Here is a 25,162-nt window from a genome sequence, read left to right as displayed (position 1 = left end):
CTCCGGGAAAGGTGTCAAGTCTGATACACTGACACTGCTTCCACCCGGCTCGCGCTGCGCTTAGCCGGGCTACTTCCCCCGAGGAGGCGGTGAGCCGGGCCCGCCCGGCATAACGAGAACGGACTCAGAAGCGCGTCACGAACGGCGCGGTATCCGGCAAAGCGATGGTGGTTGACGCTTTGAGCTGCGGGGTCCCCAGATAGAGAAAGCCCACGATCTTATCCTGCTCGCGGCAGGCAAACCCTTCGCGTACAACCGGGCTTTCGGTTAACGCGCCGCTGCGCCAGATGCCGTTAAACCCCTGCGCCACGGCCGCCATCTGCATGGCCATCACCGCACAGCCCGCCGACATCTCTTGCTCCCACTTTGGCACCTTCGGATGATCTTCACAGTGCGCCACCACCGCAATGATCAGCGGCGCGCGAAACGGCGCGCTGCGCGCTTTTTCAATCGCTTTTTCATCTCCCCCTGCCGCCACCGCGCCTTTTTCCAGCAGCTGGCTGAAGCGCTCGCGCCCTTCATCGGCAATAATGAAGAAGCGCCACGGCTGCAGCGTCCCGTGGTCCGGCGCGCGCAGGCCAGCGCGAAGGATGTTTTCCAGCTGTTCGCCCGCCGGAGCCGGGTCGGTCAGACGTGAAGCGCTGCGGCGATTAACCAGTAGTTCGAGAGCATCCATCTGTATAACTCCTGTGATGTGATTTTTCATAAAATTAACATGCGCAAGGATTTTGTTACAGCCCAACGGGTGATTCCTGCTGACAACCGACGGCACTCTCATTAGGATAGCCAGACGCGGCAGCCCCTGCGGCTCGCCCATTTTTGATTATGGTTAGGGAGAATACATGCGAACTCTTTGGCGACTGCTCGCCGGATTTTTTAAATGGACATGGCGCGTGCTCAATTTCATTCGCCAGCTCGCACTGAACGTGGTTTTCCTGGTGCTGGTGCTGGCCTGCGTCGGCATCTGGGCCCAGTTCAGCAGTACAACGACAGAGCACGCTACCCGCGGCGCGCTGCTGCTGGATATCACCGGCGTGGTGGTCGATAAACCCTCGGCCAGCAGCAAGCTTGGCGTGATTGGCCGCCAGCTGTTTGGCGCCAGTTCCGATCGCCTGCAGGAAAACTCGCTGTTCGACATTGTGCAGACAATTCGCCAGGCGAAAGACGACCGCAATATCACCGGTATCGTGCTGGATCTGAAGGACTTTGCCGGCGGCGATCAGCCGTCGATGCAGTATATCGGTAAAGCGCTGCGCGAATTCCGCGATAGCGGCAAGCCGGTATATGCCATCGGCAGCAGCTACAGCCAGGGTCAGTACTATCTGGCCAGCTTCGCCAATAAGATCTGGCTCTCGCCGCAGGGCGAAGTGGACCTGCACGGCTTCGCGACCAACGGCCTGTACTACAAATCGCTGCTCGACAAGCTCAAAGTGTCGACCCACGTTTTCCGCGTCGGCACCTACAAGTCAGCGGTAGAGCCGTTTATCCGCGATGATATGTCCCCGGCGGCGCGCGAGGCGGACAGCCGCTGGATTGGCGAGCTGTGGCAAAACTACCTCAATACCATTGCCGCCAACCGCCAGATCACCGCTCAGCAGCTGTTCCCCGGCGCTCAGGGCGTGATTGACGGCCTGCGTAAAGTCGATGGCGATACGGCAAAATACGCGCTGGATAACAAGCTGGTTGATGCGCTGGGCACCTCTACCGAGGTGGAAAAAGCGCTGACTAAACAGTTTGGCTGGAGTAAAGAGGACAACAACTACAGCGCAATCAGCTACTACGATTACACGCTGAAAACGCCTGCCGACCAGGGTTCCGCAATAGCGGTTATCTTTGCTAACGGCGCGATTATGGATGGCGAAGAAACGCCGGGTAACGTCGGCGGCGACACCGCCGCCGCGCAGATCCGCGACGCGCGCCTCGATCCGAAAGTGAAAGCGATCGTGCTGCGGGTTAACAGCCCGGGCGGCAGCGTCAGCGCCTCCGAGATGATTCGCGAAGAGCTGGCGGCGGCAAAAGCGGCCGGTAAACCGGTGGTGGTCTCAATGGGCGGCATGGCAGCATCCGGCGGCTACTGGATCTCCACCCCGGCGGATTATATCGTCGCCAACCCCAGCACCCTTACCGGCTCTATCGGTATCTTTGGGGTGATCAATACCGTCGAAGATACCCTCGGCTCAATTGGCGTCCATACCGACGGCGTGGCCACCTCGCCGCTGGCTGATGTCTCAACCACCAAAGCGCTGCCTCCGGAAGTGCAACAGCTGATGCAGCTCAGCATCGAAAACGGCTACAAGCGTTTTATCACCCTGGTGGCGAACGCGCGTAAGAGCACGCCGGAGAAAATTGACCAAATCGCTCAGGGCCACGTCTGGACCGGTGAAGATGCAAAAGCGAACGGCCTGGTCGATAGCCTTGGCGACTTTGACGACGCGGTGGCAAAAGCCGCCGAGCTGGCGAAGCTGAAACAGTGGCATATCAACTACTATCAGGAAGAACCGACCTTCTTTTCGATGGTGGTGGATAGCCTGACGGGTTCCGTTCGCGCGGCGCTGCCGGCAGCGGTCCAGGCGTATCTGCCCGCACCGGTCGCCGCGGCGGCCAATGCGGTGAAAACCGAGAGCGATAAGCTGGCGGCATTCAACGATCCGCAAAACCGCTACGCGTTCTGCTTAACCTGCGCCAATATTCGTTAATCCTCTGCCGCCCCATCCCGTGGGGCGGCATTTACTTTATTTTTTCTTCCGCCCCTCTATACTGCGCCTGTCTACGTTTAACCTAAGCGATGCTATGCAGAAGAAATCTATTTACGTTGCCTATACCGGCGGCACCATTGGTATGCAGCGTTCTGAACACGGCTATATCCCCGTTTCCGGCCATTTACAGCGCCAGCTGGCGTTGATGCCCGAGTTTCACCGCCCGGAGATGCCGGACTTCACCATTCATGAATACGCCCCGTTAATGGACTCTTCCGATATGACGCCGGAAGACTGGCAGCATATCGCCGACGATATTCGCGACCATTATGACCAGTACGATGGTTTCGTGATCCTCCACGGCACGGACACCATGGCGTTTACCGCCTCGGCGCTCTCCTTCATGCTGGAGAATCTGGGAAAACCGGTCATTGTGACAGGGTCACAAATCCCGCTTGCCGAACTGCGCTCTGATGGCCAGATTAACCTGCTCAACGCGCTGTACGTCGCCGCCAACTATCCGATTAACGAAGTGTCGCTGTTCTTCAATAATCGCCTCTACCGCGGCAACCGCACGACGAAGGCCCATGCCGACGGCTTTAACGCCTTCGCCTCTCCCAACCTGGCGCCGCTGCTGGAAGCCGGTATCCATATTCGCCGGCTCGGCACGCCTCCCGCGCCGCACGGCAGCGGCGAGCTGGTGGTTCACCCTATCACGCCGCAGCCGATTGGCGTGGTGACGATTTATCCCGGCATTTCCGCCGACGTGGTGCGCAACTTCCTGCGCCAGCCGGTCAAAGCGCTGATCCTGCGCTCCTATGGCGTCGGTAACGCGCCGCAGAACGGCGAGTTTATTCAGGTCCTGGCCGAAGCCAGCCAGCGCGGTATCGTGGTGATTAATTTGACCCAGTGTATGTCCGGCAAGGTCAACATGGGCGGCTACGCCACCGGCAACGCGCTGGCGCAGGCTGGCGTGATTAGCGGATTTGATATGACCGTCGAGGCCACGCTGACCAAGCTACACTATTTGCTGAGCCAGGATCTGGACGTGGCGGCTATCCGTCACGCCATGCAGGAGAATCTGCGCGGCGAACTGACACCCGATGAGTAAGGAGAAGCACATGACCCAGCGCGCGCTGCTACTGGTCGATTTACAAAATGATTTCTGCGCCGGCGGCGCGCTAGCCGTCCCGCAGGGCGACAGCACGGTGGACGTCGCCAACCAGCTTATCGCCTGGAGCACGCCGCGGGGCGAAACGGTGGTTGCCAGCCAGGACTGGCACCCGGCGAACCACGGCAGCTTTGCCAGTCAGCATCAGGTCGAACCCTATACCCAGGGCGAGCTTGATGGCCTGGCGCAGACGTTCTGGCCGGATCACTGCGTGCAGAATAGCGAAGGCGCGTCGCTGCATCCGCTGCTCAAACAGCAGGCTATTGCCGCCGTGTTCCACAAAGGGGAAAATCCGGCCATTGACAGCTACAGCGCCTTTTTCGACAACGGCCACCGGCAGAAAACGCAGCTCGATGCATGGCTGCGCGAGCGCGGCATCAGCGAGCTAACGGTGCTGGGTCTCGCCACCGACTACTGCGTCAAGTTTACCGTGCTTGACGCCCTCAATCTGGGCTACACCGTCAACGTGATTACCGACGGCTGCCGCGGGGTGAATATTCAGCCGCAGGATAGCAATCTGGCGTTTATGGAGATGGCCGCCGCGGGCGCAACTCTCTATACCCTTGACGACTGGCTGGAAACCCACGCATAAAATACGCCGACAGGCATTGTCCTGTCGGCGCGTTATCTCAGGCCAGAGCGGAAATCTCTTCCAGCGACGCGTTGCGCGTTTCGATGCCAAAACAAAACAGAATCAGCGCGCAAAGCGCCAGCAATAAACCAAGAACCATAAATACGGTAATCGCGCCGTAGCGGGTCAGCAGGATAGCGACGCCGTAAGGGGTAAATACGGCGACAATTCTGCCTACCGCGTTAACAAAACCTGAACCGCGCAGACGGAGATGCGTTGGCCACAGCTCCGGCACATATACCGCTGAAGCAAAGCAGACGTACATGTACAGGAAAAATATCATCACCAGACCATAGCTTAAGATGGCCCACTCTGCGGTTTGAATCGAATAGACGTAGCCGAGTACCGCAATAATTATCAGTAGAAATGAGCCAAATAATCGCCGCGGAAAACGGTCGATAATCAGCGCGGCGATAAATATCCCCACCGGCGCCCCAACCATCATTATCGCGGTCATCAAGATAGATTTCGTCACGTCGATCCCCGAATTGACGAAAATCGTTGGGATCCACACCGTGATGGTATAGAGCGAAATGTTCATGGCGATCAGTACCGTGATCGCCACCAGCGTTCGCCGCAGCATCTGACCTTTAAACAGCAGCCAGAAAGAGCCGCTTTCCGCGCACGGCTCCGCCACCGGGGCAGTACTCTGCCAGGACGGTAATGTGATGTTTTTCTCTTTCTCGATTTGCGACTCCACCTGCCGGAGGTGTTCTTCAGCCGCATGTCGTTGTCCCTTGCCGGCCAGCCAGCGTGGGGATTCAATAAAATACATCCCCGACAGATACCAGGCCAACAGCATAGCCGCACCGCCGAGCAGAAACATCATCCGCCAGCTTAAAAAAGCGATCACTACAACGCCGATGGCCGCCGACAGCATGGGCGACCAGTTGCCGACAAACGACAGTCGGGCGGACCATTTGCCACGCACCGCGGGCGGTATAAATTCGGTAAATGAGGCATAGCCCACCATAATCAGCGCGCCCATCCCGCAGCCCATCAGACAGCGGAATAAGATAAGCCAGTACATATTGGGCACAAAGGTTGCCGCACAGGCAGAGATCCCGACGATCAGTAAATTGACGCGAAAAGCTTTGCGCCGTCCGAGATAGTCCCCCATAAAACCACCGGTCAGCGAGCCGATAAAGTAGCCAAACATCAGCGCCGAGGTAAATGCCGCATTGAGATAATTATTTGACCAGCCGTTGCTGACTAATTTTGCCAGCACCACGTTACCGGAATAGCTGAGAAAACCGGTGATTAATAAACTAAAACTAATAATGCCAAAAATACGAAAATGAAATCGCGACAAGGGTAAGCGGTCTAATCTTGCTCCGATAGGGTCACATTGTTCCATCTGGATGCCTCAAATTCAGCTAAATTATAAAGTATGGCGTTGGCGGCAGGGTCACTTTTGCCGCGCTGTCCGTCATCATTAAATTTTTATGGCATTACCCAGGTGCAAACGAAAACAATATCGACACCACCAACGGCGAAGTTAATAAACCAGTTGAATATTATTTTCTTTACAGAATGCAATCCACTGTGCACCCGGCGCCTTATTAGTGATAAGGTAATTAATATGGCTAAAATCCACCAGCTGGACGAACGCTTTACGATCGAATTTGGAGTGATCGACCAGCAGAGCTACTTCGGCTGCCTGGCTAATCATGGTTTTCTTGATTTCCGCTTCCGCTTCGTTCGAGTCAAGCGCCCCGCTCTGCATATCGAGGCCTTTGCAGCTCATTACCATAATATCTACATGATAACGACTGATAATTTCCTTGGTGATCCGCCCCTGCAGCGACAGCGTGTTCTTATTCAGTTCTCCGCCGGTCGAAACAACATTTATTTCCGACTGCGCCAGCTCATGAAATGCTTCCGCCGAGTTGGTTAACAGCGTGAGATCTTTTCTCTCCTTTAGCAGCTTTAATAACTCCATCGCCGTACTGCTGGAATCGGCAGCCATGGTGGTTTTATTTTTAATAAACGGCAAGGCATTACGGGCAATAATTTGCTTCTCTTCAAAATGAGACTTTGCCCGTTTATAAAAATGAATATTGTCGGATAAAGCACTGGTATTTAATACCGCACCGCCGTACGTTCGGGTCAAAAAACCTTCATCTTCGAGCTTTTCCAGATCGCGGCGTATGGTTTCCTCAGTGACCTGAAAAATTGCGCTTAAATTAGAAACCGCCACTTTCTTATCGTTAGTCACCATTTGCTTAATGGCCTGAATCCTGTCTTTTGCCGCCACGATAACACCTCTGTTTCCCGCAAAGTAATAACCCCCTGGCTTCTGCCAGGATATGTTTGTTTTCAAAATAACATGTCCGAATAGCAGATTCCAATATTCTTTTACACAGAAACAGAGGTCAATGATGCCGCTCTTATTTTGTCTCCACCGCTTCCGCCATTCGTCTCATCAATAATGAATCATCATCCGTCAGAGCGATGGTCAGCGCGGCAATATTCTCACGCACCTGTTCGGGCGCCGTGGCGCCGCTGAGTAAGGTGATTAAATCGCTTTGCTTTAAAATCCACGCCAGCGCCAGCGCGGGGATGGTGCAGCGGTATTTTTCGCACAGCGGCTGCCACTGCTCAAGCATATCAATCACGCGCAGCATATTTTCCCGCTGGAACCAGACCTTATTAGCGCGCGCGCCGCCGGGAACATAATCGCGGCCGATAGTGCCGGTCAGTAGCCCCTGTTCAAGCGGCGAGTAGACCTGCACCACAATACCGTTCTGCTGACAGAGCGGCAGCAGCTCGGCTTCCAGCGCCCGGTCAAGAATGCTGTACTTGGCCTGCACGATATCCAGCTCGCCGTGTTTGAGGTACTCCCTGATATGCCCGACATCGACGTTCGCCGCGCCGATGGCGCGAATCTTGCCCTCTTTCTTTAGCGCGTTCAGCGTGGCGACGGTCTCCGCAATTGGCGTAAAGCAGGGCTCCACCGACTGCCAGTGGGTCATATAGATATCAATGGTGTCGATACCCAGCCTTTGCAGGCTGGCCTCCACCTCTTCGCGAATCGACTCGGGCGTCAGGTTTTTGTACAGCTGGCGATCGCCGACCTTGTTAAACAGGCTACCCGTCCGCTCCCAGACGATACCGCATTTGGTTTCGACGACGACTTCACGGCGCGGAAGCTGTTTAAGCGCCTGGCCGACAATCACTTCGCTGTTGCCGAAGTTGTAGCCCGGCGCGGTATCAATCAGATTGATCCCACAGCGATGCGCCTCAACAATGGTATCGATACATATCTGCAGGTCGAGATCGCCGTTCCATGCCGGGCCGCCGCCAATGGCCCATGTGCCTAATCCCATGCGGGAAAGCGTCATATCCGTACTGCCTAAAGGAATCATTTTCATCTGCTGCTATTACCCTTCGTATTCGTCGAGAAGTTGTTCAACCAGCTTTCTGTTCTTCACGCCCGTGGTGGCGCCTACGCTAAGCACCGAGATCGCGGCCGTTGCGTTAGCAAACAGCGCGCAGTCGCGCAGCGGCTTGCCTTCCAGCAGCGCGGAGATAAATCCCGAGGCAAAATTGTCCCCCGCGCCAATGGTGTCGATGGCGGTAATGCCAGAAACCGCCGGAACCTCCATTTTCATATCGGCACGCTTAATAAAGCAGCCTCTCTTACCGGTCTTGATGACGACCGTTTTTACGCCGCAGCTCAGGAAACAGTCGGCAATCTCATCCAGCGTCTCTTTGCCGGTGAGCAGTTTTGCCTCGGCAAAATTGGGAAACAGATAATCGACGTAGCTCAGCGCCTCACGAATATCCTCAAGGGTTTCGTTAAGCCGCGGCTTAATCATATCGGCGCAAATAATTAACCCATGCGCTTTGGCCTGAATGAAGATCTCCGTTAACGCTTTGCCGTCGAGCAGCGGGCTATTAAAAATGCTCGCCAGCGACAGCAGCGTTGCCTGAGAGAAGCGGTCAAAATCAACATCGTTAATATTCAGCTTCCACAGGCTCCCGTTGCGGTTAGTCACAAAAGTACGCTCGCCATCGGCGGTGACTAAGCCCACGTTGATTGAGGTATCGATTTCGCTATCCTGCTTCAGGCTATGGATATCAATATTCTCCCGGCGGCAGTGTTCAAGAATAAAATGTCCTGCTGCGTCGTTCCCTATCCGGCTAATTAATGCTGTTCGGTGACCGAGTCGGGAAATAATAGTGGCCTCATTAATGGCATCTCCCCCGGTGGTCATGGCGATGCGTTCTAACGGATAAGAGTCGACATCAAAGATATTTTTACTCACCGGCTGCAGAGGAATATCTACGATAGCCGCGCCCAGACAAATAACCTCGATATTATCCATATTGTCATTCCGCTTTCCCGTCAGAACCAAACAGTTTGATCTTCTCCAGCGCGCGCGCTTTCACCGCTTTGCGAACTTCACGTTCTACGTGCAGGAACGGCTGATTGTGGTTCTCCTGTACCGCCGCCATCGCCGCCTGGCACAGTTCGGTATGGATGTTAATCTTCGAAATACCTAACGAAATGGCCTGCTTAATATCCGCGTCGCTAATGCCGGACGCGCCGTGTAGCACCAGCGGAACGAATACCGCCTCGCGCACGCGTTTCACTACATCAAAATTCAATTTCGGTTCTGAGGTATAGACGCCGTGCTGGTTGCCAATCGCCACCGCCAGCGAATCGCAGCCGGTACGCTCGACGAACTCCGCCGCCTGATCCGGGTCGGTATAGTGATAGTCCGCCAGCGCTTCTTCGTAGACCGTTTCATTCCCCACATGCCCCAGCTCCGCCTCAACCGGAATACCCAGCGGATGGAAGAAATCCACCGCCTCTTTGGTCAGGCGAATGTTCTCTTCAAAATCAAAGGCTGAAGCGTCGCGCATCAGCGAATTCATACCGTGGGCCCAGGCGTTGTGGATTATCTCCATGCTGCGCCCGTGGTCCCAGTGAGCAATCACCGGAACCGACGCCTTTTTGGCCATCGAAACCATCATATGCGAAAAATCTTCAAACGAGGTATTGCCCACAAATCCGGTACCGAAAGAGATAATCACCGGCGACTTAGCCTCTTCCGCTGCATCAATAACTCCCATCAGCATTTCCGCATTCCACACGTTAAAGTGGGCAATCGCATAATGTTTATTCTGGGCATCGCTTTCCCAATATTTAATATCTGCCAGCATGGTTGTTTCTCCCTTTGCAATACATTAATGGTTAACTTTAATAACGCCTTTAATAATCTCGCGTTTGTCATTAACGGATTCATTAAACGCGCGCTGAACATCCTCAAAATCATAAATATGCGTCACCATCGATTTCACATCGAAACGCCCGGAGGAGATCGCTTCTATGGTGACCGGATAGCGGTTGGCATAGCGGAAGACGGTCTGAATCGAGACCTCACGGTTAATTTTGAGGAAATTGATGGCTGAATCACCGGGAACCGTACCGACGATCATGATTTTTCCTCCGCGCATCACCAGGTAAGGAGCCTGCTTAACGGTGATGGCAGACCCGGCCGTTTCAAAAACAACATCGGCCCCCATATCGCCGGAGAACTGCTGGCAACGCCCAACGGTGTCCTCTTTCGCGCCGTTGATAACGACTTTGGCTCCGAGTTGTTCGGCCATGGCAAGGCGTTTTTCCAGCACATCAACCACCGCGATGTCGCTTGCCCCCAGGCAAAGGCATGCCTGCAGGGTCATTAAGCCAATACAGCCTGCGCCAAGTATGACGATTTTCTTGCCCGGCTTGACGTTCGCCAGCATTGCGGCATGCATGCCAACCGCCGCAGGCTCCACCAAAGCGCCTTCAAGGGTGTCCATGTTATCGGGCAGTTTGTAAGTGAAGCTCTCCGGATGGCATAAATAGTGGGTTAGCGCGCCGCGATAATTTGGCTGCGTGGCCATAAAGTCGACGTCGGGACAGATATTGTATTTTCCCTCCAGGCAGTAGCGGCAGTGGCCGCACGGTACCCCGGGTTCAATATTCACCCGGTCGCCCGGATTAAATTTGCTCACGCGCTTGCCTACGGCCACCACCGTACCGGCGCATTCGTGTCCCAGACCAATTTCCTGATTAGGGTCTTTCGGCGGAATAAAGGGCCCCGACTCAAAACCGTGGATATCTGAACCGCAAATTCCGACGTATTCAATTTTGATCAGCACTTCATGTTCTTTGGGTACCGGGATATCGGCAGCGATAATTTTCATCGTGCCCGGTGTTTTTAATATCGCTTTTGAATTTTTCATTTTATTGCCCGTCAATATTATTTGCTGGTAACTGCATCAATACCGAGACTTTCGACAGAGACGCCTTTAGTTTCAATTCCGATGGTTGCAATAGCGATAGCGACAATAATGGAGACGGCCCCCAGCAGCACAAACACACCAGTTACGCCATAGCCGTTAAGCAGTACCGCCACCGCATAAGGCGCGGCGATACCGCTGATTCGCCCCACCGCGTTCGCGAGACCCGACCCGCGAAGCTTCGCTTCAGTCGGCCATATTTCCGGAACATAAACCGCCGAGGCGTAACAGACGTACATATAGACAAACGTAATCAGGAAGAAACCAATTAACGTAATCAGCAGCATGCTGGTTTGCAGCGAATAGATATATCCCAGCGCGGCAATTAACACTAACAGACCTACACCCATCGTCTTTCTGGGAATTTTATCCATCACCAACATGGCGATAAAAATTCCGAACGGCGCGCCGAACATACTCATGGTATTTAAGACAATTGAGTCTTTCAGATTAATACCCTGGGTCATAAATATCGTCGGTAGCCAGTTAATTAAGGTGTACTGGACGACGTTCATGGCTATCAGCACGAAGGAGCCTAAAATAACCCGTTTCAGCAATGCGCCCGTTAATAAGGCCGAATAAGGAACGGCGCGCGGCGGTTTGCCGTCATCATCGATAACTACCGGCGGCAGCGACTTGCCCGTCTGCCGAGCCACACGCCCTTCAATGGCCCGCATTATCTCCTCAGCTTCCGCATAGCGCCCGCGCGACTCCAGCCAGCGGGGGGATTCAGGGAAACTGCGCCAGGCAATCACGGTAGCTATCAGCGACAACGCGGCCGGGATCAACAGCTGCACGCGCCAGTTCCATTCCGCGCTAATTAGCGGCGTTAATGCCATCGCGATTAGCGAACAGAGCGGATAAGACCAGTTACCGATAAACGAGACCCGACTGGACCAGGTTCCGCGATTTCTGCCGGGCATATATTCGGTGAAACCGGCAAATAAGGTTACCAGCAGCGCGCCTAATCCCACGCCCATGACAAAACGACAGGCAATAAGGAAGCTCATATTCGGGGAAAACGCCCCAATGACCATGGCGATAATATGAATCGCTTCATACAAAATAAACGCGTTTTTACGCCCAATTTTATCGCCGATGATGCCGCCGCCGAGCGCGCCGAGAAACATACCTGCCGTGGTAATGGCGGAGAACGTGGCGGTAGTCGAATTGTCGGTCCAGCCGAGCTCTTTTAACTGCGCGAGAATTAATCCACCAACGGCATTACTCCAGCAGACCAGTAATCCGAAAGCGACCATGGCAAACATTGAAGAGTGCCAGCGGCAGTCAGGCAGGCGATCCAGCCTGGCGCCGCAGTGCGGTTTTGCTATCTGTTCCATCGGATAACGTTCCTTTTTATCACGGGGGTTATTCATCAAAGTCGTAAGTCATGATGACTTTGATGGCGGTTTTATCGACCATGGCGTCAAACCCTTCGCGCCATTGCGACAGGCCAATGCGGTGCGTGATCATTGGTTTGACTTTGATAGCGCCGCTGGCGAGCAGGCGAATGGCGTTGCGCCAGGACGTAGAGTCATAGGCCATATGCCCGATGATGCTTTTGTTCCACGCGGTGATATCGTTGATGGAGAAGTCCAGCGCTTTGAAGCCCATACCTACGCGTACCACTTCACCGTTGGGGCGCAGCATTTCAATGGATTGTTTGAGAGCGATATTGGCGCCGGAACATTCGATAACCAACCCCAGATTATCTTTGCCGCAGATTGCCTGGCAGCGGGCGACCACATCTTCGGATGAACCGTTGACGACCGCCGTTGCCCCGAGCGCTTTGGCAACAGGGAAACGCACCGCGACGTCCTCTTCCAGACCGACCATCACGATATTAACGGCCCCCATAATGCGCGCCATCTGTACGGCAAATAGCCCTAATGGACCGGTACCGAAAACCACCACGTCCTGACCGGGAAGAAACCTGGATTGTTGGGCGAGCGATTTATAGGCATTACAGATAGGATCCAGCACCGCAGCTTCTTCGTAATCAACGCCCGGCGGGATTTCCCACAGCGCGTGGCGATGAATTTTGAGGATCTCCCCCGGCACCAGGCAGTATTTCGAAAATCCGCCGCCCCAGGTATTGTTGTCCAGGCCTAAATTCACTTTTTCTGTACAACACAGAAAATCGCCCTGTTCGCAGGCCGGACACACGCCGCAGACGTGCCCGCTGTTGTCAGAAACCACCCGCTGGCCGACCTTCCAGTCCTTGACCTTTTCGCCAACCCGGACAATTGCACCGGCAAATTCGTGACCGCGAATGGAGTTAAATTCATCGGAGCCGCTGTCCACGTTGTAGTGTTTCATATCCGCGCCGCAGATGGCGGCGGCTTTGATTTCAATCACCACGTCATCCGGTCCGCACGCCGGCTCCGGAACATCAATCATCTTATAGCCGCCAAAGGCCTTACCAAATCTTGCCAGTGCTTTCATTGCGTTTTCCTTTGTTTAATGATTTTGCATCAGTGAAGGCCATACTTAACCACAGAGTCTTTGAGGTCAATATTAAATCTTTAAAACACAGATATTGATCTGCATTTCACAACTCAGATCACAAATACGGTAAAATTCGTCGAGGGAGATGATTGAAGTGAAGAAAAGGACGTCGTCTCACTACCGCTTCGCTAATGCAGCCGTGAACCGCTTCGCATTTTTGCGCAGCGGAAGATGCTAGGCTGCACGAGTTGTTTTTTTCGCCACGCCATTTCCGTGGCGTGTTTGCTTTTCAATGTCACTTTTAAGTCAAAGAGGATCCGCTATGAAACTTTTGCCTTTACTGGCAGCTTTACCCCTGCTCTGCGCAAGCGTTGTTTCCGCTAACTCACTGATGTCCGTCGGCTACTTTAACGGCGGCGGCGACGTCACTGCCGGTCCAGGCGGCGATATTGATAAACTGGACGTACGCCAGATTACCCATCTCAACTACTCGTTTGGTCTGGTTTACAACGATGAAAAAGACGAAACCAACGCCGCCCTGAAAGATCCGAGCAAGCTGCATCAAATTTGGCTGTCGCCGAAAGTGCAGGCTGATTTACAGAAAATCCCCCGCTTGCGCCAGCAGAACCCGAACCTGAAAGTCTTGCTTTCCGTCGGCGGCTGGGGAGCGCGCGGATTCTCCGGCGCGGCGGCGACGAAGGAAACCCGGGCGGTGTTTATTCAGTCCGCTCAGGCGATTATTGAAAAATACGGTCTCGATGGGATCGATCTGGACTGGGAGTATCCGGTCAACGGCGCGTGGGGGCTGGTCGCCAGCCAACCGGCCGATCGCGATAATTTTACCGCCCTGCTGAAAGAGCTGCGCGCGGCGGTCGGTAATAAAAAACTGGTGACCATCGCCGTAGGCGCCAACGCGGAGAGCCCAAAAAGCTGGGTGGACGTCAAAGCCATTGCGCCATCGCTCGACTACATCAACCTGATGACCTACGACCTGGCCTACGGTACCCAGTACTTCAATTCCAACCTGTATGATTCAACCCGCTGGCCGACGGTCGCCGAAGCGGATAAGTACAGCGCGGACTTTATAGTGAACAACTACCTTGCCGCCGGTCTAAAGCCGAGCCAGATGAACCTGGGGATTGGTTTCTATGGCCGGATACCCAAACGCGCCGTCGAGCCGGGTATTGACTGGAGCAAGCCGGACGCGCAGAAAAACCCGGCCACCCGCCCCTACTTTGCGGCTCAACAGATTGAACTGTTCGAATCGCTGGGTGTCGATCTGACCAAAGATACCTATGTGAAATATAACGATATCGTGGCGAAGTTAATCAACGATCCGCAGAAGCGCTTTACTCAGCATTGGGATGATGAAGCGAAGGTACCGTGGCTGTCGGTGCAGTCCGCCGACGGTCAAGCCCTCTTTGCGCTTTCTTATGAGAACCCGCGCTCGGTGGCCATCAAGGCTGACTACATCAAGAGCAAGGGGCTGGGTGGCGCGATGTTCTGGGAGTACGGCGCCGATGACCAGAATCAGTTAGCGAAACAGCTGGCCGAGTCATTGGGGATCAAACGCTGATCTGCGCGGTGTCAGCGCCAGCACAATAGGTTATGATAACCCCATTCCGCTGCGCCGGCTCCGGCGCAGCTTTTCATTTGCAACAAAAGGCATGGGTATTATGGCTTATATCCCGAAAAACTACGCCCGTCTGGAAGTCGGTTACCGCGAAAAAGCGCTGAAGCTCTTCCCCTGGGTCTGCGGACGCTGCTCGCGAGAGTTTGTCTATTCAAACCTGCGTGAACTGACGGTACACCATATTGACCACGACCACTCCAATAACCCGGAAGATGGTAGCAACTGGGAGATGCTGTGCCTGTACTGTCACGATCATGAGCACTCAAAATACACCGAAGCCGATCTGTATGGCTCGACGGTGGTTGCTGGCGAAGATGCGCAGAAAAGCGTCGGCGAAGCGAAATATAACCCCTTCGCCGATCTTAAAGCGATGATGAACAAGAAGTAACGTTGTGATGCTTCAGAGCCCGGCGCGGAGTTAGCCGGGCTGACGCAGGCCTTTTCAGCCTCAGGATTTAAAGGTCGCGATAGGCTGCGGCGTAATGCCGAAGTCAACTTTCAGCTGCTGTTTACTCTTCATCACCATCTGCCCGTTGGTATCGATGGTCATATGCTGCGCGTCAACGTTGTATCGCGCCTGCCAGAGCATCACCAGCTGCAGACAGTTCTCTTTCTGTTCGTCAGTCAACGCCACGCCGTCCGGCCATTTACCCAGCTCAACCGCCGTCGCCAGGCGCTGATAAACTTCCGGCGTCATACCGTCAATAATCCGCTCAATTTCCATCTTCCGCCAACCCCGTTTGGAATAATTTGCTGAATCGTTTTTTCAACCCTTAATTTGCTCACCGTTTTCATCATTGGTGAAGCTTAATGAGGCCGAATTAACACAAAAACGCTCTCCGGTAGGCTGTGGACCATCCGGGAATACGTGCCCAAGGTGAGCATCGCAGTTTCCGCAGCGAATTTCCGTGCGCTGCATACCGTGGGAGTAATCATTAAGGTAGCGGATAGCGTCATCGCTGACGGGCTCATAAAAGCTTGGCCAGCCGCAGCCGGAATCATACTTGGTTTGCGAGTGAAACAGCGCGGCATCGCACACCAGGCAGTGGTAGACGCCATCGCGTTTGTTGTGGAGCAACCGCCCGGTGAACGGCGGTTCAGTACCGTGATTCTGCGTCACGTAAAACTGCATCTCGCTCAAATTTTTTTTGAGCTCGTCCGAAGAGGGTTTATTCGACATTGGCTTGCTTCTCGCTGTGAAAGGACAACTTTTCACGTCAATTCTAACAAAATATTAACAATGAAGCGTGCACTTTTGTTCTAAACTTAGGCGACGCCAAAAGGCAGCCACACAATTGTGATGAATATCACATTTTTATCTTCAGTGACCTTTAAAATTCCGGGCGCAGCCCCCATATGGAATTGGGCTCAAAGGGAAAGTGGGATAAATCGACCGCGCAAAGGCATGCTCTGGATTGATTTGTCGCAATGATTGACACGATTCCGCTTGACGCTGCGTAAGGTTTTTGTAATTTTACAGGCAACCTTTTATTCACTAACAAATAGCTGGTGGAATATATGACTATCAAAGTAGGTATCAACGGTTTTGGCCGTATCGGTCGCATTGTTTTCCGTGCTGCTCAGGAACGTTCTGACATCGAGATCGTTGCAATCAACGACCTGTTAGACGCTGACTACATGGCTTACATGCTGAAGTATGACTCCACTCACGGCCGTTTCAACGGTACCGTTGAAGTGAAAGACGGTCATCTGATCGTTAACGGTAAAAAAATCCGTGTTACCGCTGAGCGTGACCCGGCTAACCTGAAGTGGGACGAAGTGGGTGTTGACGTTGTTGCTGAAGCAACCGGTATCTTCCTGACCGACGAAACCGCTCGTAAACACATCACCGCTGGCGCGAAAAAAGTCGTACTGACTGGCCCGTCCAAAGACAACACTCCGATGTTTGTTAAAGGCGCTAACTTTGACAAATACGAAGGCCAGGACATCGTTTCCAACGCATCCTGCACCACCAACTGCCTGGCTCCGCTGGCAAAAGTTATCAACGACAACTTCGGCATCATCGAAGGTCTGATGACTACCGTTCACGCAACCACCGCGACTCAGAAAACCGTTGATGGCCCGTCTCACAAAGACTGGCGCGGCGGCCGCGGCGCAGCTCAGAACATCATCCCGTCCTCTACCGGCGCTGCTAAAGCTGTAGGTAAAGTTCTGCCAGAACTGAATGGCAAACTGACCGGTATGGCGTTCCGCGTTCCGACTCCGAACGTATCCGTTGTTGACCTGACCGTTCGTCTGGAAAAAGCTGCTTCTTATGAAGAAATTAAGAAAGCAATCAAAGCTGCTTCCGAAGGCGCAATGAAAGGCGTTCTGGGCTACACCGAAGATGACGTGGTATCCACCGATTTCAACGGTGAAATCTGCACTTCCGTATTCGACGCCAAAGCGGGTATCGCTCTGAACGACAACTTTGTGAAACTGGTTTCCTGGTACGATAACGAAACTGGTTACTCCAACAAGGTTCTGGACCTGATTGCTCACATCTCCAAATAAGTTGAGATGAGACAGTAATCTGTAAGAGCGACTTCGGTCGCTCTTTTTTTTGTCTGAAGATAAAGGATTGCGTAATGATTAATAAAATTTTTGCCCTCCCGGTTATCGAACAGCTTACCCCTGTACTTTCCCGCCGCCAGCTTGATGACCTGGAGCTGATCGTCGTTGACCATCCGCAGGTGAAAGCGTCCGTGGCTTTCCAGGGCGCTCACCTGCTCTCCTGGAAGCCCGCTGGCGAAGAAGAAGTCCTGTGGCTCAGCGGCAACACCCCATTTAAAAACGGCGTTGCCCTGCGCGGCGGCGTGCCGATTTGCTGGCCGTGGTTTGGTCCTTCTGCTCAGCAGGGTCTGCCCTCCCACGGCTTCGCCCGCAACCTGCCGTGGGCCCTGAAAGGGCACGATGAAGACGACAACGGCGTGGTGCTGACCTTTGCACTGAAAAGCAGCGACGCCACCCGCCAGTACTGGCCGCACGAGTTCACCCTGCTGGCGCGCTTTAAGCTGGGCAAAACCTGCGAAATTGAGCTGGAGGCGCACGGCGAATTTGAAACCACGTCTGCCCTGCATACCTATTTCAACGTCGGCGACATTGCGGCAGTGAAGGTCAGCGGTCTGGGCGACCGTTATATTGATAAAGTGAAAAACGCGGAAGAAGGCGTATTAAGCAACGGCACAGAGACTTTTCCCGATCGTACCGACCGCGTCTATCTGAATGCCGAAACCTGCAGCGTGATTCATGACGATGCGCTGAACCGCAACATCGACGTTACGCATCATCACAACAGCAACGTAGTGGCCTGGAACCCGGGCCCGGCGCTTTCCGTCAGCATGGGCGACATGCCGGATGATGGTTACAAGACCTTCGTTTGTGTAGAAACCTGCTGCGTGACCGAAACGCAGAAGGCCAGCGAAGAGAAACCTTCGCGCCTGACGCAAACCCTTCGCGTGGTGAAACGCTAACGCCAGGAAGGTTGGCCCACGGGTTAACCGCGTGTGCGCCACATCTGCCGGATGACGGCTGAAGCCCCGCGAAGTCGGGGCTTTTCTTTAACGCTTGTTCAGACCATATCCAGCGGCGTTTTTCTGGCCGGCGCCGGGTAGGCGTTATCCAGAAGCGCAAGCTCCTCATCGTTCAGCACAATATCCAGCACCGCGGCATTTTGCCTGACATGCTCAATGCTTGACGCTTTCGGGATCGCCATTACGCCCCGGTGGCTAATCACCCACGCCAGCAGAATCTGCGCCGCGGTTACGCCCCGCGCCTGCGCAATATTTTTCACAACGGTATGATTTAAAAGTCCATTGCGCAGTCGACCGGCCTGAGCCAGCGGACAATATGCCATCACCGGCAGCCGCTGCTGCTGGCACCACGGCAGCAGGTCATGTTCAATACCGCGGGAGGCCAGATGGTAGAGCACCTGATTGGTCGCGCACTGTTCGCCGCCGTCCGCCTGCCAGAGTTCCTGCATATCATCGTAATCGAGGTTTGATACGCCCCAGCGGCGAATTTTTCCCTGCGCAACGAGCGCGTCCATGCCCGCAACCGTCTCCTGCAATGAATAGTCCCCGCGCCAGTGCAGCAGGTAGAGATCCAGATAGTCGGTATTGAGGCGGCGCAGGCTCTCCTCGCAGGCGCTGGCTATTTTGCGACCGCCAGCGTTCCACGGATAGACTTTAGACACCAGCACCACGCGCTCGCGCTGCCCGCGAATGGCCTCGCCGACAACCTCTTCGGCGCCGCCGTCGGCGTACATTTCCGCCGTATCGATCACCGTCAGGCCAAGATCGATGCCCGCGCGTAGTGCAGCAGACTCCTGCGCGCGCAGAGCCGGGTTTTCGCCCATGAACCAGGTCCCCTGCCCTATGAGCGGAACCGCTGAATGCTCGCCAAAACGGATGGTCCTTGCTGCCATGACATGCTCCTGTGTTTGATTGCACCACCGTAATGCAAAACAGGGCTTTACGCCCTGTTTTGATGCACAAATTGCACTGTAATAATGCACTATCAGAAGGAGTAAGTGATCCCGGTTGAAATCAGCCCGCTCCAGGATTTGTCCACCATCGGGCTATCGGTAATTTCGTCAGACAGGCGGGTATAGCGCGCCACGCCGTATACGCTCCAGTCGCCGAGGAAACGATAGTTAGCCGACAGCTCGAGGTACGGGTTCCAGCTGCTGTCCGGATCGTAGCTGCGCATGCCGCTGCGATTCGATTCATGCTTCGAAACACCGTAGTAGTACTCGTTCTGGTTGTCGCTGTTCCACTCCACGCCAATACCCGGCGTAAGCGTCAGGTTGCCGTTGGTATAGCGATACAGCCAGGCCAGATCCCACACGATACCGTTGCTGTTATCGAGGGTGTCCCCCGACAGCGCGGTGCGCAGGAAACCGTACTGCGTATAGTGTTCGTAGGAAAGCCCTGCCATCACCGTGGACTTACGTTTATCCAGACGGCGCATCTGCTCGCTATCGCTGTCGCCTGGCTTAAAGTACATCGGCGACCAGTAGGCGGTCACGGAGAGCTTATCGTTGGTATCATTCCACAGGTAGAGGCCACCGCCCAGGCCGCGGAACCAGAAGTTATCGCTCTCGTAATTAATCACCGGCACCGGGTAAACATCAGCATCATATTGCTTGTACGGATGTTCAACGACGCCTACACCCGCCCCTAAAGTGAACTTCCCTTCAGCGTGTACGGCGGATGCTGAAGTCGCAATCAACACACCAAGTGCCAGAAGTTTGATTTTAGTCACGATCCATATTCCTGTTGTCAAATTATTAGCGCAGGCAGTTTAACGTTGTATACGTCATGCCTCAAATTCTTTACCAGTCATTACACTGAATTCACCAGATTCTCATCATCAGATGACCACCCGCTGACAGCTGAATGACAGCGTCATGACGCGGCGAAACCCGAAGTGCGAATGAGACGCTGCTTTTCCGGATGAGTTGTTGATAAGTCATTGAAATTGATTTTCTGCGCCATGCAAGTTTTCCAAATGCATCTACGCTTTAATTTAGAAGAAGTAAATGCGGGGCACGTTATCCCGAGACTTCGCCAACCTGGCATAAGGGTTGCTGGAGATTCAGAGAGCGCTGTGCAGCTTACCTCTTCCGGGGGCTCCCACTATTCATATGAACGGCTCTCAACCTGTGCTAAAAACGAAAGGACGGCATGCCATGAATATATTCGATCACTATCGCCAGCGCTATGAAGCTGCCAAGGACGAAGAGTTCACACTGCAGGAGTTTCTTACCATCTGTCGGCAAGATCGCAGTGCTTATGCTAACGCAGCAGAAAGATTGCTGATGGCCATCGGTGAGCCGGTCATGGTCGATACGGCCCTCGAACCCAGGCTATCCCGTCTCTTTTCAAACCGGGTCGTCGCGCGCTACCCGGCCTTTGAAGAGTTTTACGGTATGGAAGATGCCATCGAGCAAATTGTTTCTTACTTAAAACACGCCGCTCAGGGGCTGGAAGAGAAGAAACAGATTCTGTATCTGCTGGGCCCCGTGGGCGGCGGTAAATCATCGCTTGCCGAACGCCTGAAGTCCTTGATGCAGCGCGTCCCTATCTATGTGCTCAGCGCAAACGGTGAGCGCAGCCCGGTCAACGACCATCCGCTGTGTCTGTTTAACCCGCAGGAGGATGCGCAAATCCTCGAAAAAGAGTACGGCATTCCAAACCGCTATCTGGGGACGATTATGTCGCCGTGGGCGGCCAAGCGTCTGCATGAATTCGGCGGCGACATCACGAAATTCCGCGTGGTGAAAGTGTGGCCGTCAATCCTGGCGCAGATTGCCATCGCCAAAACCGAGCCCGGTGACGAAAACAACCAGGATATCTCGGCGCTGGTCGGTAAAGTCGATATCCGTAAACTGGAACACTACGCGCAGAATGACCCGGATGCCTACGGCTACTCCGGCGCTCTGTGCCGCGCCAACCAGGGGCTGATGGAGTTCGTCGAGATGTTTAAAGCGCCTATCAAGGTGCTGCATCCGCTGCTGACCGCGACGCAGGAAGGCAACTATAACGGTACCGAAGGGATCTCCGCCCTGCCGTTCAACGGGATTATCCTCGCCCACTCCAACGAATCGGAATGGGTGACCTTCCGTAATAACAAAAACAATGAGGCCTTCCTCGACCGCGTGTATATCGTCAAGGTGCCTTATTGCCTGCGTATCTCGGAAGAGATCCGTATCTATGAAAAACTGCTTAACAACAGCGAGCTGACCCATGCGCCGTGCGCGCCGGGCACGCTGGAAACGCTGTCGCGCTTCTCCATTCTGTCGCGCCTGAAAGAGCCTGAAAACTCAAGCATTTATTCAAAAATGCGCGTCTATGACGGCGAAAGCCTGAAAGACACCGACCCGAAAGCGAAATCCTATCAGGAGTATCGCGATTATGCCGGCGTTGATGAAGGGATGAACGGCCTGTCTACCCGCTTCGCGTTCAAAATCCTGTCGCGGGTATTTAACTTTGACCATGCCGAGGTCGCCGCCAACCCGGTGCATCTGTTCTACGTCCTCGAGCAGCAGATCGAGCGCGAGCAGTTCCCGCAGGAGCAGTCAGAGCGTTACCTTGAGTTCCTCAAAGGCTATCTGATCCCGAAATACGCCGAGTTTATCGGGAAAGAGATCCAGACCGCCTACCTTGAATCCTACTCGGAGTACGGGCAGAACATTTTTGACCGTTATGTCACCTACGCTGACTTCTGGATTCAGGATCAGGAGTATCGCGACCCGGATACCGGCCAGCTGTTTGACCGCGAGTCGCTGAATGCGGAACTGGAGAAAATCGAGAAGCCCGCCGGGATCAGCAACCCGAAAGACTTCCGTAACGAAATAGTCAACTTCGTGCTGCGCGCCAGAGCGCACAACAGCGGGCGTAATCCAAACTGGACCAGCTACGAGAAACTGCGCACGGTTATCGAGAAGAAAATGTTCTCCAATACCGAAGAGCTGTTGCCGGTGATTTCCTTCAACACCAAAACGTCAACCGATGAGCAGAAAAAACACGATGACTTTGTCGACCGCATGATGGAGAAAGGCTATACCCGCAAGCAGGTTCGCCTGCTCTGCGAATGGTATCTGCGGGTACGTAAATCATCCTGATAGACCAGCCCGGCAGGCAGCGGCTGCCGGGCTAATAATAACTGCGAAGACCCAATGACATTCAGCGCCAGGCATATTTCGGCGCCTGAATGGCCGGGGCATAAGTTGGCAAATGCAGTACAGGAGGGCATATGACCTGGTTCATAGACCGACGCCTGAACGGGAAAAATAAAAGCGCCGTCAACCGGCAGCGCTTTCTGCGCCGCTATAAAGCGCAGATAAAACAGTCGATCTCCGAGGCCATAAACAAGCGCTCGGTGACCGATATTCAGAGCGGAGAGTCCGTCTCCATCCCAACGGACGATATTAACGAACCGATGTTTCATCAGGGGCGCGGCGGCCTGCGCAATCGCGTACACCCGGGTAACGATCACTTCGTACAGAATGACCGCATTGAGCGCCCTCAGGGCGGCGGAGGCGGTGGAGGCAGCGGTCAGGGCCAGGCCAGCGCCGACGGCGAAGGCCAGGATGAGTTTGTTTTTCAGATTTCGAAAGACGAATATCTCGATCTGCTCTTTGAAGATCTCGCCCTGCCGAACCTGAAAAAAAACCAGCAGCGTCAGCTGACGGAATATAAAACCCATCGCGCGGGCTATACCGCTAACGGTGTGCCCGCTAACATCAGCGTCGTTCGCTCGCTGCAAAACTCGCTGGCGCGCCGCACGGCGATGACCGCCGGTAAACGCCGGGAACTGCACGCGCTGGAAGAAGACCTGGACACCATTAGCAAAAGCGAACCGGCGCAGCTGCTGGAAGAGGAGCGGCTGCGTAAAGAGATAGCCGAACTGCGGGCGAAAATTGACCGCGTGCCGTTCATTGACACTTTCGATCTGCGTTACAAGAACTACGAAAAACGGCCAGAACCATCAAGTCAGGCGGTGATGTTCTGCCTGATGGACGTTTCCGGCTCCATGGACCAGGCGACAAAGGACATGGCAAAACGCTTTTACATCCTGCTGTATCTGTTCCTCAGCCGGACCTATAAAAACGTTGATGTGGTTTATATCCGCCACCATACGCAGGCGAAAGAGGTCGACGAACACGAATTCTTCTATTCGCAGGAAACCGGCGGCACCATTGTCTCCAGCGCCCTGAAGCTGATGGATGAAGTGGTCAAAGAGCGCTATGACCCGGCGCAGTGGAATATCTACGCCGCGCAGGCTTCGGATGGCGATAACTGGGCGGACGATTCACCGCTGTGTCACGAACTGCTGGCGAAGAAAATCCTGCCCGTGGTGCGCTACTATAGCTATATCGAGATAACCCGGCGCGCGCACCAGACGCTGTGGCGGGAATATGAACACCTGCAGTCAACCTTCGAAAACTTTGCTATGCAGCATATTCGCGACCCGGAAGATATTTATCCGGTGTTCCGTGAACTGTTTCACAAGCAGACTTCCAAAATTGACACTTAGTTAAATAAAATCAGCCAGTTATATAAACTTCCTGGCTGATTTTCCCCTCTTTTGAGTATGTTTTATTTTCTTATTTAATCAATGATATGCCTTTCATTTTGGGGAAGCATTCTTCCTTTTTAAGCTTAACTTTACTCACATCAAATAGGGCTATCGTCCTGCCTCAAGTCGTTGATCGCGTGCGTAGCCACCCCCAACACTTCAACATCTTCCATCGCCTCCCCTTCTATCGATTCACCTTCGACAGTGATAAAAGAACGCCCCATCAATTTTGCAAACTGCAGTTCGCCAGCCAGGCGGATAAGAAGGACGCTTCCTTGCGTCACTTTTAATGACAGGTCAAGAACAACGAAGCCGCGATCAGTCTCTATAATCTGAGAGTTCGCGCCAATGTTGCACGCAGCCGTGACAGTCAGAGCAGACTCAATATAATCAGCAGCAGGAGAAGGAAAATAGCTGGCAGTCATTACATCACCCTCCCCATGTTGCGGAGAATCCACAGCCTGTTTTCTGTGTGATCCGGCGTTTTGTCAGCGAAGCACGACTGATAGCGCTCTATCCACCGATTAGCCTCAGAGTGTGAGAAGTGAATACCGCGCTGCTGTAATGATGAAACGAAATCTCTTGTATGTAAGTACTGATATCCCTTTGAGTTACGTAAAACCGACTCGCGAAATGCCTGGTTAATGTCTGTTTGTCTAAGCACGATCTTACCTCGCATAAACACTGTTTATATATACAGTAATTTCATCGTGAATTTTGTTCAATGCAGGTTTCATCTATCGATCTTTATCACTGAGGTAACGCTTTGCTTTTTGTGGGGATACCGACTGGAAGATATTTGTAAATGCTTTTGGTGCCCACCCCAACTACATCGGCTATCTGCTGGCGTGAAGCTCCGTTCTCCAGCATGCGCCGGCAGCGTTCCACAACTTCGGTTGTCATTACCCGGCGGCGGCCACCGATACGCCCCTGCTCCCTTGCCGCGGCTAAACCGGCGCGGGTGCGCTCCACTATCAATTCCCTCTCCATCTCCGCCAGAGCGCTCATGACGTGGAAAAAGAAGCGGCCTGCTGGCGTGCTGGTATCAATGCTGTCGGTCAGGCTGCGAAAATGAATCCCCCTCTCCTGCAATTCAGATACCAGAGTGATGAGGTCACGAACGCTGCGGCCGAGGCGCCCCAGCTTCTAGACCTCGCGCCAACCAGTTAAAGCAACTGGTGTTCTCTAGCTTCATCATGTAT

Annotated in this window: 24 protein-coding genes and 1 pseudogene; 9 read left to right on the top strand and 16 right to left on the bottom strand. The window is 53.9% G+C overall.

All coding sequences use genetic code 11. The features are described from left to right. Window positions 1–124: 124 nt before the first annotated feature. Entirely contained in the window at window positions 125–676 is a 552-nt protein-coding gene (locus tag SIK97_RS03025; RefSeq protein WP_038424334.1) for an NAD(P)H nitroreductase, read from the bottom strand. Window positions 677–842: 166 nt separating this feature from the next. On the opposite strand from SIK97_RS03025, the gene sppA reads away from it, so the two are divergent. From sppA to pncA, 3 genes are all read left to right on the top strand, one after another. Beyond that, window positions 843–2,696: a signal peptide peptidase SppA gene (gene sppA, locus SIK97_RS03020; RefSeq protein WP_057173392.1), complete on the top strand. Its 1,854-nt coding sequence runs from the start codon at window positions 843–845 to the stop codon at window positions 2,694–2,696. A gap of 94 nt (window positions 2,697–2,790) precedes the next feature. Then, complete coding sequence (gene ansA, locus SIK97_RS03015) at window positions 2,791–3,807, top strand: asparaginase (protein WP_004850037.1); 1,017 nt, start codon at window positions 2,791–2,793, stop codon at window positions 3,805–3,807. A gap of 10 nt (window positions 3,808–3,817) precedes the next feature. Continuing rightward, complete coding sequence (pncA, locus tag SIK97_RS03010; RefSeq protein WP_047724039.1) at window positions 3,818–4,459, top strand: bifunctional nicotinamidase/pyrazinamidase; 642 nt, start codon at window positions 3,818–3,820, stop codon at window positions 4,457–4,459. A gap of 37 nt (window positions 4,460–4,496) precedes the next feature. Here pncA and SIK97_RS03005 read toward each other — a convergent pair whose 3' ends face one another. The 8 genes from SIK97_RS03005 to SIK97_RS02970 form a co-directional block, all read right to left on the bottom strand. Further along, on the bottom strand, window positions 4,497–5,855 hold the full coding sequence (locus tag SIK97_RS03005) for an MFS transporter (RefSeq protein ID WP_032749512.1): 1,359 nt from the start codon (window positions 5,853–5,855) through the stop codon (window positions 4,497–4,499). A gap of 141 nt (window positions 5,856–5,996) precedes the next feature. Beyond that, window positions 5,997–6,755 carry a DeoR/GlpR family DNA-binding transcription regulator gene (locus SIK97_RS03000; RefSeq protein WP_047724041.1) on the bottom strand — a complete coding sequence of 253 codons (759 nt, stop codon included), beginning with the start codon at window positions 6,753–6,755 and terminating at the stop codon, window positions 5,997–5,999. Between the two features lie 133 nt (window positions 6,756–6,888). Next, window positions 6,889–7,872 carry an aldo/keto reductase gene (locus SIK97_RS02995; RefSeq protein WP_032749514.1) on the bottom strand — a complete coding sequence of 328 codons (984 nt, stop codon included), beginning with the start codon at window positions 7,870–7,872 and terminating at the stop codon, window positions 6,889–6,891. 9 nt (window positions 7,873–7,881) lie between these two features. Beyond that, window positions 7,882–8,829 carry a sugar kinase gene (locus SIK97_RS02990; RefSeq protein WP_032749515.1) on the bottom strand — a complete coding sequence of 316 codons (948 nt, stop codon included), beginning with the start codon at window positions 8,827–8,829 and terminating at the stop codon, window positions 7,882–7,884. Between the two features lie 4 nt (window positions 8,830–8,833). Further along, window positions 8,834–9,670, bottom strand: a complete 837-nt coding sequence (locus tag SIK97_RS02985; protein WP_047724042.1) for a ketose-bisphosphate aldolase — start codon at window positions 9,668–9,670, stop codon at window positions 8,834–8,836. A gap of 24 nt (window positions 9,671–9,694) precedes the next feature. After that, window positions 9,695–10,738, bottom strand: coding sequence for an NAD(P)-dependent alcohol dehydrogenase (locus SIK97_RS02980; protein WP_047725081.1), 1,044 nt, complete (start codon window positions 10,736–10,738; stop codon window positions 9,695–9,697). A 17-nt stretch (window positions 10,739–10,755) separates the two neighbouring features. Continuing rightward, window positions 10,756–12,135, bottom strand: a complete 1,380-nt coding sequence (locus tag SIK97_RS02975; protein ID WP_047724043.1) for an MFS transporter — start codon at window positions 12,133–12,135, stop codon at window positions 10,756–10,758. Between the two features lie 28 nt (window positions 12,136–12,163). Then, on the bottom strand, window positions 12,164–13,240 hold the full coding sequence (locus tag SIK97_RS02970) for a zinc-binding dehydrogenase (RefSeq protein WP_032720024.1): 1,077 nt from the start codon (window positions 13,238–13,240) through the stop codon (window positions 12,164–12,166). A gap of 325 nt (window positions 13,241–13,565) precedes the next feature. On the opposite strand from SIK97_RS02970, the gene SIK97_RS02965 reads away from it, so the two are divergent. Beyond that, a complete protein-coding gene (locus SIK97_RS02965) occupies window positions 13,566–14,819 on the top strand; it encodes a glycoside hydrolase family 18 protein (RefSeq protein ID WP_057173619.1) in 1,254 nt (417 codons plus the stop codon). Window positions 14,820–14,919: 100 nt separating this feature from the next. Further along, window positions 14,920–15,264, top strand: a complete 345-nt coding sequence (gene yajD / locus SIK97_RS02960; protein ID WP_004138290.1) for an HNH nuclease YajD — start codon at window positions 14,920–14,922, stop codon at window positions 15,262–15,264. Between the two features lie 60 nt (window positions 15,265–15,324). On the opposite strand, the gene SIK97_RS02955 is transcribed toward yajD, so the two are convergent. Then, a complete protein-coding gene (locus tag SIK97_RS02955) occupies window positions 15,325–15,600 on the bottom strand; it encodes a YeaC family protein (RefSeq protein ID WP_004850031.1) in 276 nt (91 codons plus the stop codon). A 42-nt stretch (window positions 15,601–15,642) separates the two neighbouring features. After that, window positions 15,643–16,056 carry a peptide-methionine (R)-S-oxide reductase MsrB gene (msrB, locus tag SIK97_RS02950; protein WP_004121465.1) on the bottom strand — a complete coding sequence of 138 codons (414 nt, stop codon included), beginning with the start codon at window positions 16,054–16,056 and terminating at the stop codon, window positions 15,643–15,645. 338 nt (window positions 16,057–16,394) lie between these two features. Between msrB and gapA the strand changes: the two genes are divergently transcribed. Then, complete coding sequence (gene gapA, locus SIK97_RS02945) at window positions 16,395–17,390, top strand: glyceraldehyde-3-phosphate dehydrogenase (RefSeq protein WP_004138295.1); 996 nt, start codon at window positions 16,395–16,397, stop codon at window positions 17,388–17,390. Window positions 17,391–17,464: 74 nt separating this feature from the next. After that, entirely contained in the window at window positions 17,465–18,349 is an 885-nt protein-coding gene (locus SIK97_RS02940) for a D-hexose-6-phosphate mutarotase (protein WP_014838178.1), read from the top strand. 98 nt (window positions 18,350–18,447) lie between these two features. On the opposite strand, the gene SIK97_RS02935 is transcribed toward SIK97_RS02940, so the two are convergent. After that, window positions 18,448–19,302 (bottom strand): aldo/keto reductase, encoded by an 855-nt coding sequence (locus SIK97_RS02935; RefSeq protein WP_057173617.1) that lies wholly within the window; start codon window positions 19,300–19,302, stop codon window positions 18,448–18,450. A 92-nt stretch (window positions 19,303–19,394) separates the two neighbouring features. After that, the gene (locus SIK97_RS02930) at window positions 19,395–20,141 is read right to left on the bottom strand and encodes a MipA/OmpV family protein (RefSeq protein WP_004850021.1); all 747 of its coding nucleotides are present in this window, start codon (window positions 20,139–20,141) and stop codon (window positions 19,395–19,397) included. Between the two features lie 427 nt (window positions 20,142–20,568). Here SIK97_RS02930 and yeaG point away from each other — a divergent pair, with 427 nt between their 5' ends. Then, on the top strand, window positions 20,569–22,503 hold the full coding sequence (gene yeaG, locus SIK97_RS02925; RefSeq protein ID WP_004121478.1) for a protein kinase YeaG: 1,935 nt from the start codon (window positions 20,569–20,571) through the stop codon (window positions 22,501–22,503). A gap of 131 nt (window positions 22,504–22,634) precedes the next feature. After that, on the top strand, window positions 22,635–23,918 hold the full coding sequence (locus SIK97_RS02920; RefSeq protein WP_004121480.1) for a YeaH/YhbH family protein: 1,284 nt from the start codon (window positions 22,635–22,637) through the stop codon (window positions 23,916–23,918). Between the two features lie 140 nt (window positions 23,919–24,058). Here SIK97_RS02920 and SIK97_RS02915 read toward each other — a convergent pair whose 3' ends face one another. From SIK97_RS02915 to SIK97_RS02905, 3 genes and pseudogenes are all read right to left on the bottom strand, one after another. Beyond that, a complete protein-coding gene (locus SIK97_RS02915; RefSeq protein WP_155000040.1) occupies window positions 24,059–24,385 on the bottom strand; it encodes a hypothetical protein in 327 nt (108 codons plus the stop codon). Beyond that, window positions 24,385–24,624 carry a hypothetical protein gene (locus SIK97_RS02910; RefSeq protein ID WP_064185257.1) on the bottom strand — a complete coding sequence of 80 codons (240 nt, stop codon included), beginning with the start codon at window positions 24,622–24,624 and terminating at the stop codon, window positions 24,385–24,387. Before SIK97_RS02910 ends, SIK97_RS02915 begins: the two co-directional genes overlap by 1 nt. An 86-nt stretch (window positions 24,625–24,710) precedes the next feature. Then, a pseudogene (locus SIK97_RS02905) lies at window positions 24,711–25,106 on the bottom strand (recombinase family protein); the annotation flags it as partial. Between the last annotated feature and the right edge of the window lie 56 nt (window positions 25,107–25,162).

Origin of the sequence: Klebsiella sp. JN_Kp126, from assembly GCF_033843325.1 — a bacterium.
Taxonomy (GTDB): Bacteria; Pseudomonadota; Gammaproteobacteria; order Enterobacterales; family Enterobacteriaceae; genus Klebsiella; species Klebsiella michiganensis.
Note: the sequence above shows the minus strand (reverse complement) of the source record. Positions and strands in the feature narration are given on the sequence as shown.

Bases quoted from the DNA above. Each gene is read 5' to 3' on its own strand.
- gapA (WP_004138295.1), top strand. From the start codon at position 16,395: ATGACTATCAAAGTAGGTATCAACGGTTTTGGCCGTATCGGTCGCATT.
- SIK97_RS02990 (WP_032749515.1), bottom strand. From the start codon at position 8,829: ATGGATAATATCGAGGTTATTTGTCTGGGCGCGGCTATCGTAGATATT.
- SIK97_RS02935 (WP_057173617.1), bottom strand. From the start codon at position 19,302: ATGGCAGCAAGGACCATCCGTTTTGGCGAGCATTCAGCGGTTCCGCTC.
- msrB (WP_004121465.1), bottom strand. From the start codon at position 16,056: ATGTCGAATAAACCCTCTTCGGACGAGCTCAAAAAAAATTTGAGCGAG.
- SIK97_RS02920 (WP_004121480.1), top strand. From the start codon at position 22,635: ATGACCTGGTTCATAGACCGACGCCTGAACGGGAAAAATAAAAGCGCC.
- SIK97_RS03005 (WP_032749512.1), bottom strand. From the start codon at position 5,855: ATGGAACAATGTGACCCTATCGGAGCAAGATTAGACCGCTTACCCTTG.
- SIK97_RS02965 (WP_057173619.1), top strand. From the start codon at position 13,566: ATGAAACTTTTGCCTTTACTGGCAGCTTTACCCCTGCTCTGCGCAAGC.
- SIK97_RS02970 (WP_032720024.1), bottom strand. From the start codon at position 13,240: ATGAAAGCACTGGCAAGATTTGGTAAGGCCTTTGGCGGCTATAAGATG.
- SIK97_RS02975 (WP_047724043.1), bottom strand. From the start codon at position 12,135: ATGGAACAGATAGCAAAACCGCACTGCGGCGCCAGGCTGGATCGCCTG.
- SIK97_RS02955 (WP_004850031.1), bottom strand. From the start codon at position 15,600: ATGGAAATTGAGCGGATTATTGACGGTATGACGCCGGAAGTTTATCAG.
- yajD (WP_004138290.1), top strand. From the start codon at position 14,920: ATGGCTTATATCCCGAAAAACTACGCCCGTCTGGAAGTCGGTTACCGC.
- pncA (WP_047724039.1), top strand. From the start codon at position 3,818: ATGACCCAGCGCGCGCTGCTACTGGTCGATTTACAAAATGATTTCTGC.
- SIK97_RS02985 (WP_047724042.1), bottom strand. From the start codon at position 9,670: ATGCTGGCAGATATTAAATATTGGGAAAGCGATGCCCAGAATAAACAT.
- SIK97_RS03025 (WP_038424334.1), bottom strand. From the start codon at position 676: ATGGATGCTCTCGAACTACTGGTTAATCGCCGCAGCGCTTCACGTCTG.
- SIK97_RS02980 (WP_047725081.1), bottom strand. From the start codon at position 10,738: ATGAAAAATTCAAAAGCGATATTAAAAACACCGGGCACGATGAAAATT.
- SIK97_RS02915 (WP_155000040.1), bottom strand. From the start codon at position 24,385: ATGACTGCCAGCTATTTTCCTTCTCCTGCTGCTGATTATATTGAGTCT.
- SIK97_RS02995 (WP_032749514.1), bottom strand. From the start codon at position 7,872: ATGAAAATGATTCCTTTAGGCAGTACGGATATGACGCTTTCCCGCATG.
- ansA (WP_004850037.1), top strand. From the start codon at position 2,791: ATGCAGAAGAAATCTATTTACGTTGCCTATACCGGCGGCACCATTGGT.
- sppA (WP_057173392.1), top strand. From the start codon at position 843: ATGCGAACTCTTTGGCGACTGCTCGCCGGATTTTTTAAATGGACATGG.
- SIK97_RS02940 (WP_014838178.1), top strand. From the start codon at position 17,465: ATGATTAATAAAATTTTTGCCCTCCCGGTTATCGAACAGCTTACCCCT.
- yeaG (WP_004121478.1), top strand. From the start codon at position 20,569: ATGAATATATTCGATCACTATCGCCAGCGCTATGAAGCTGCCAAGGAC.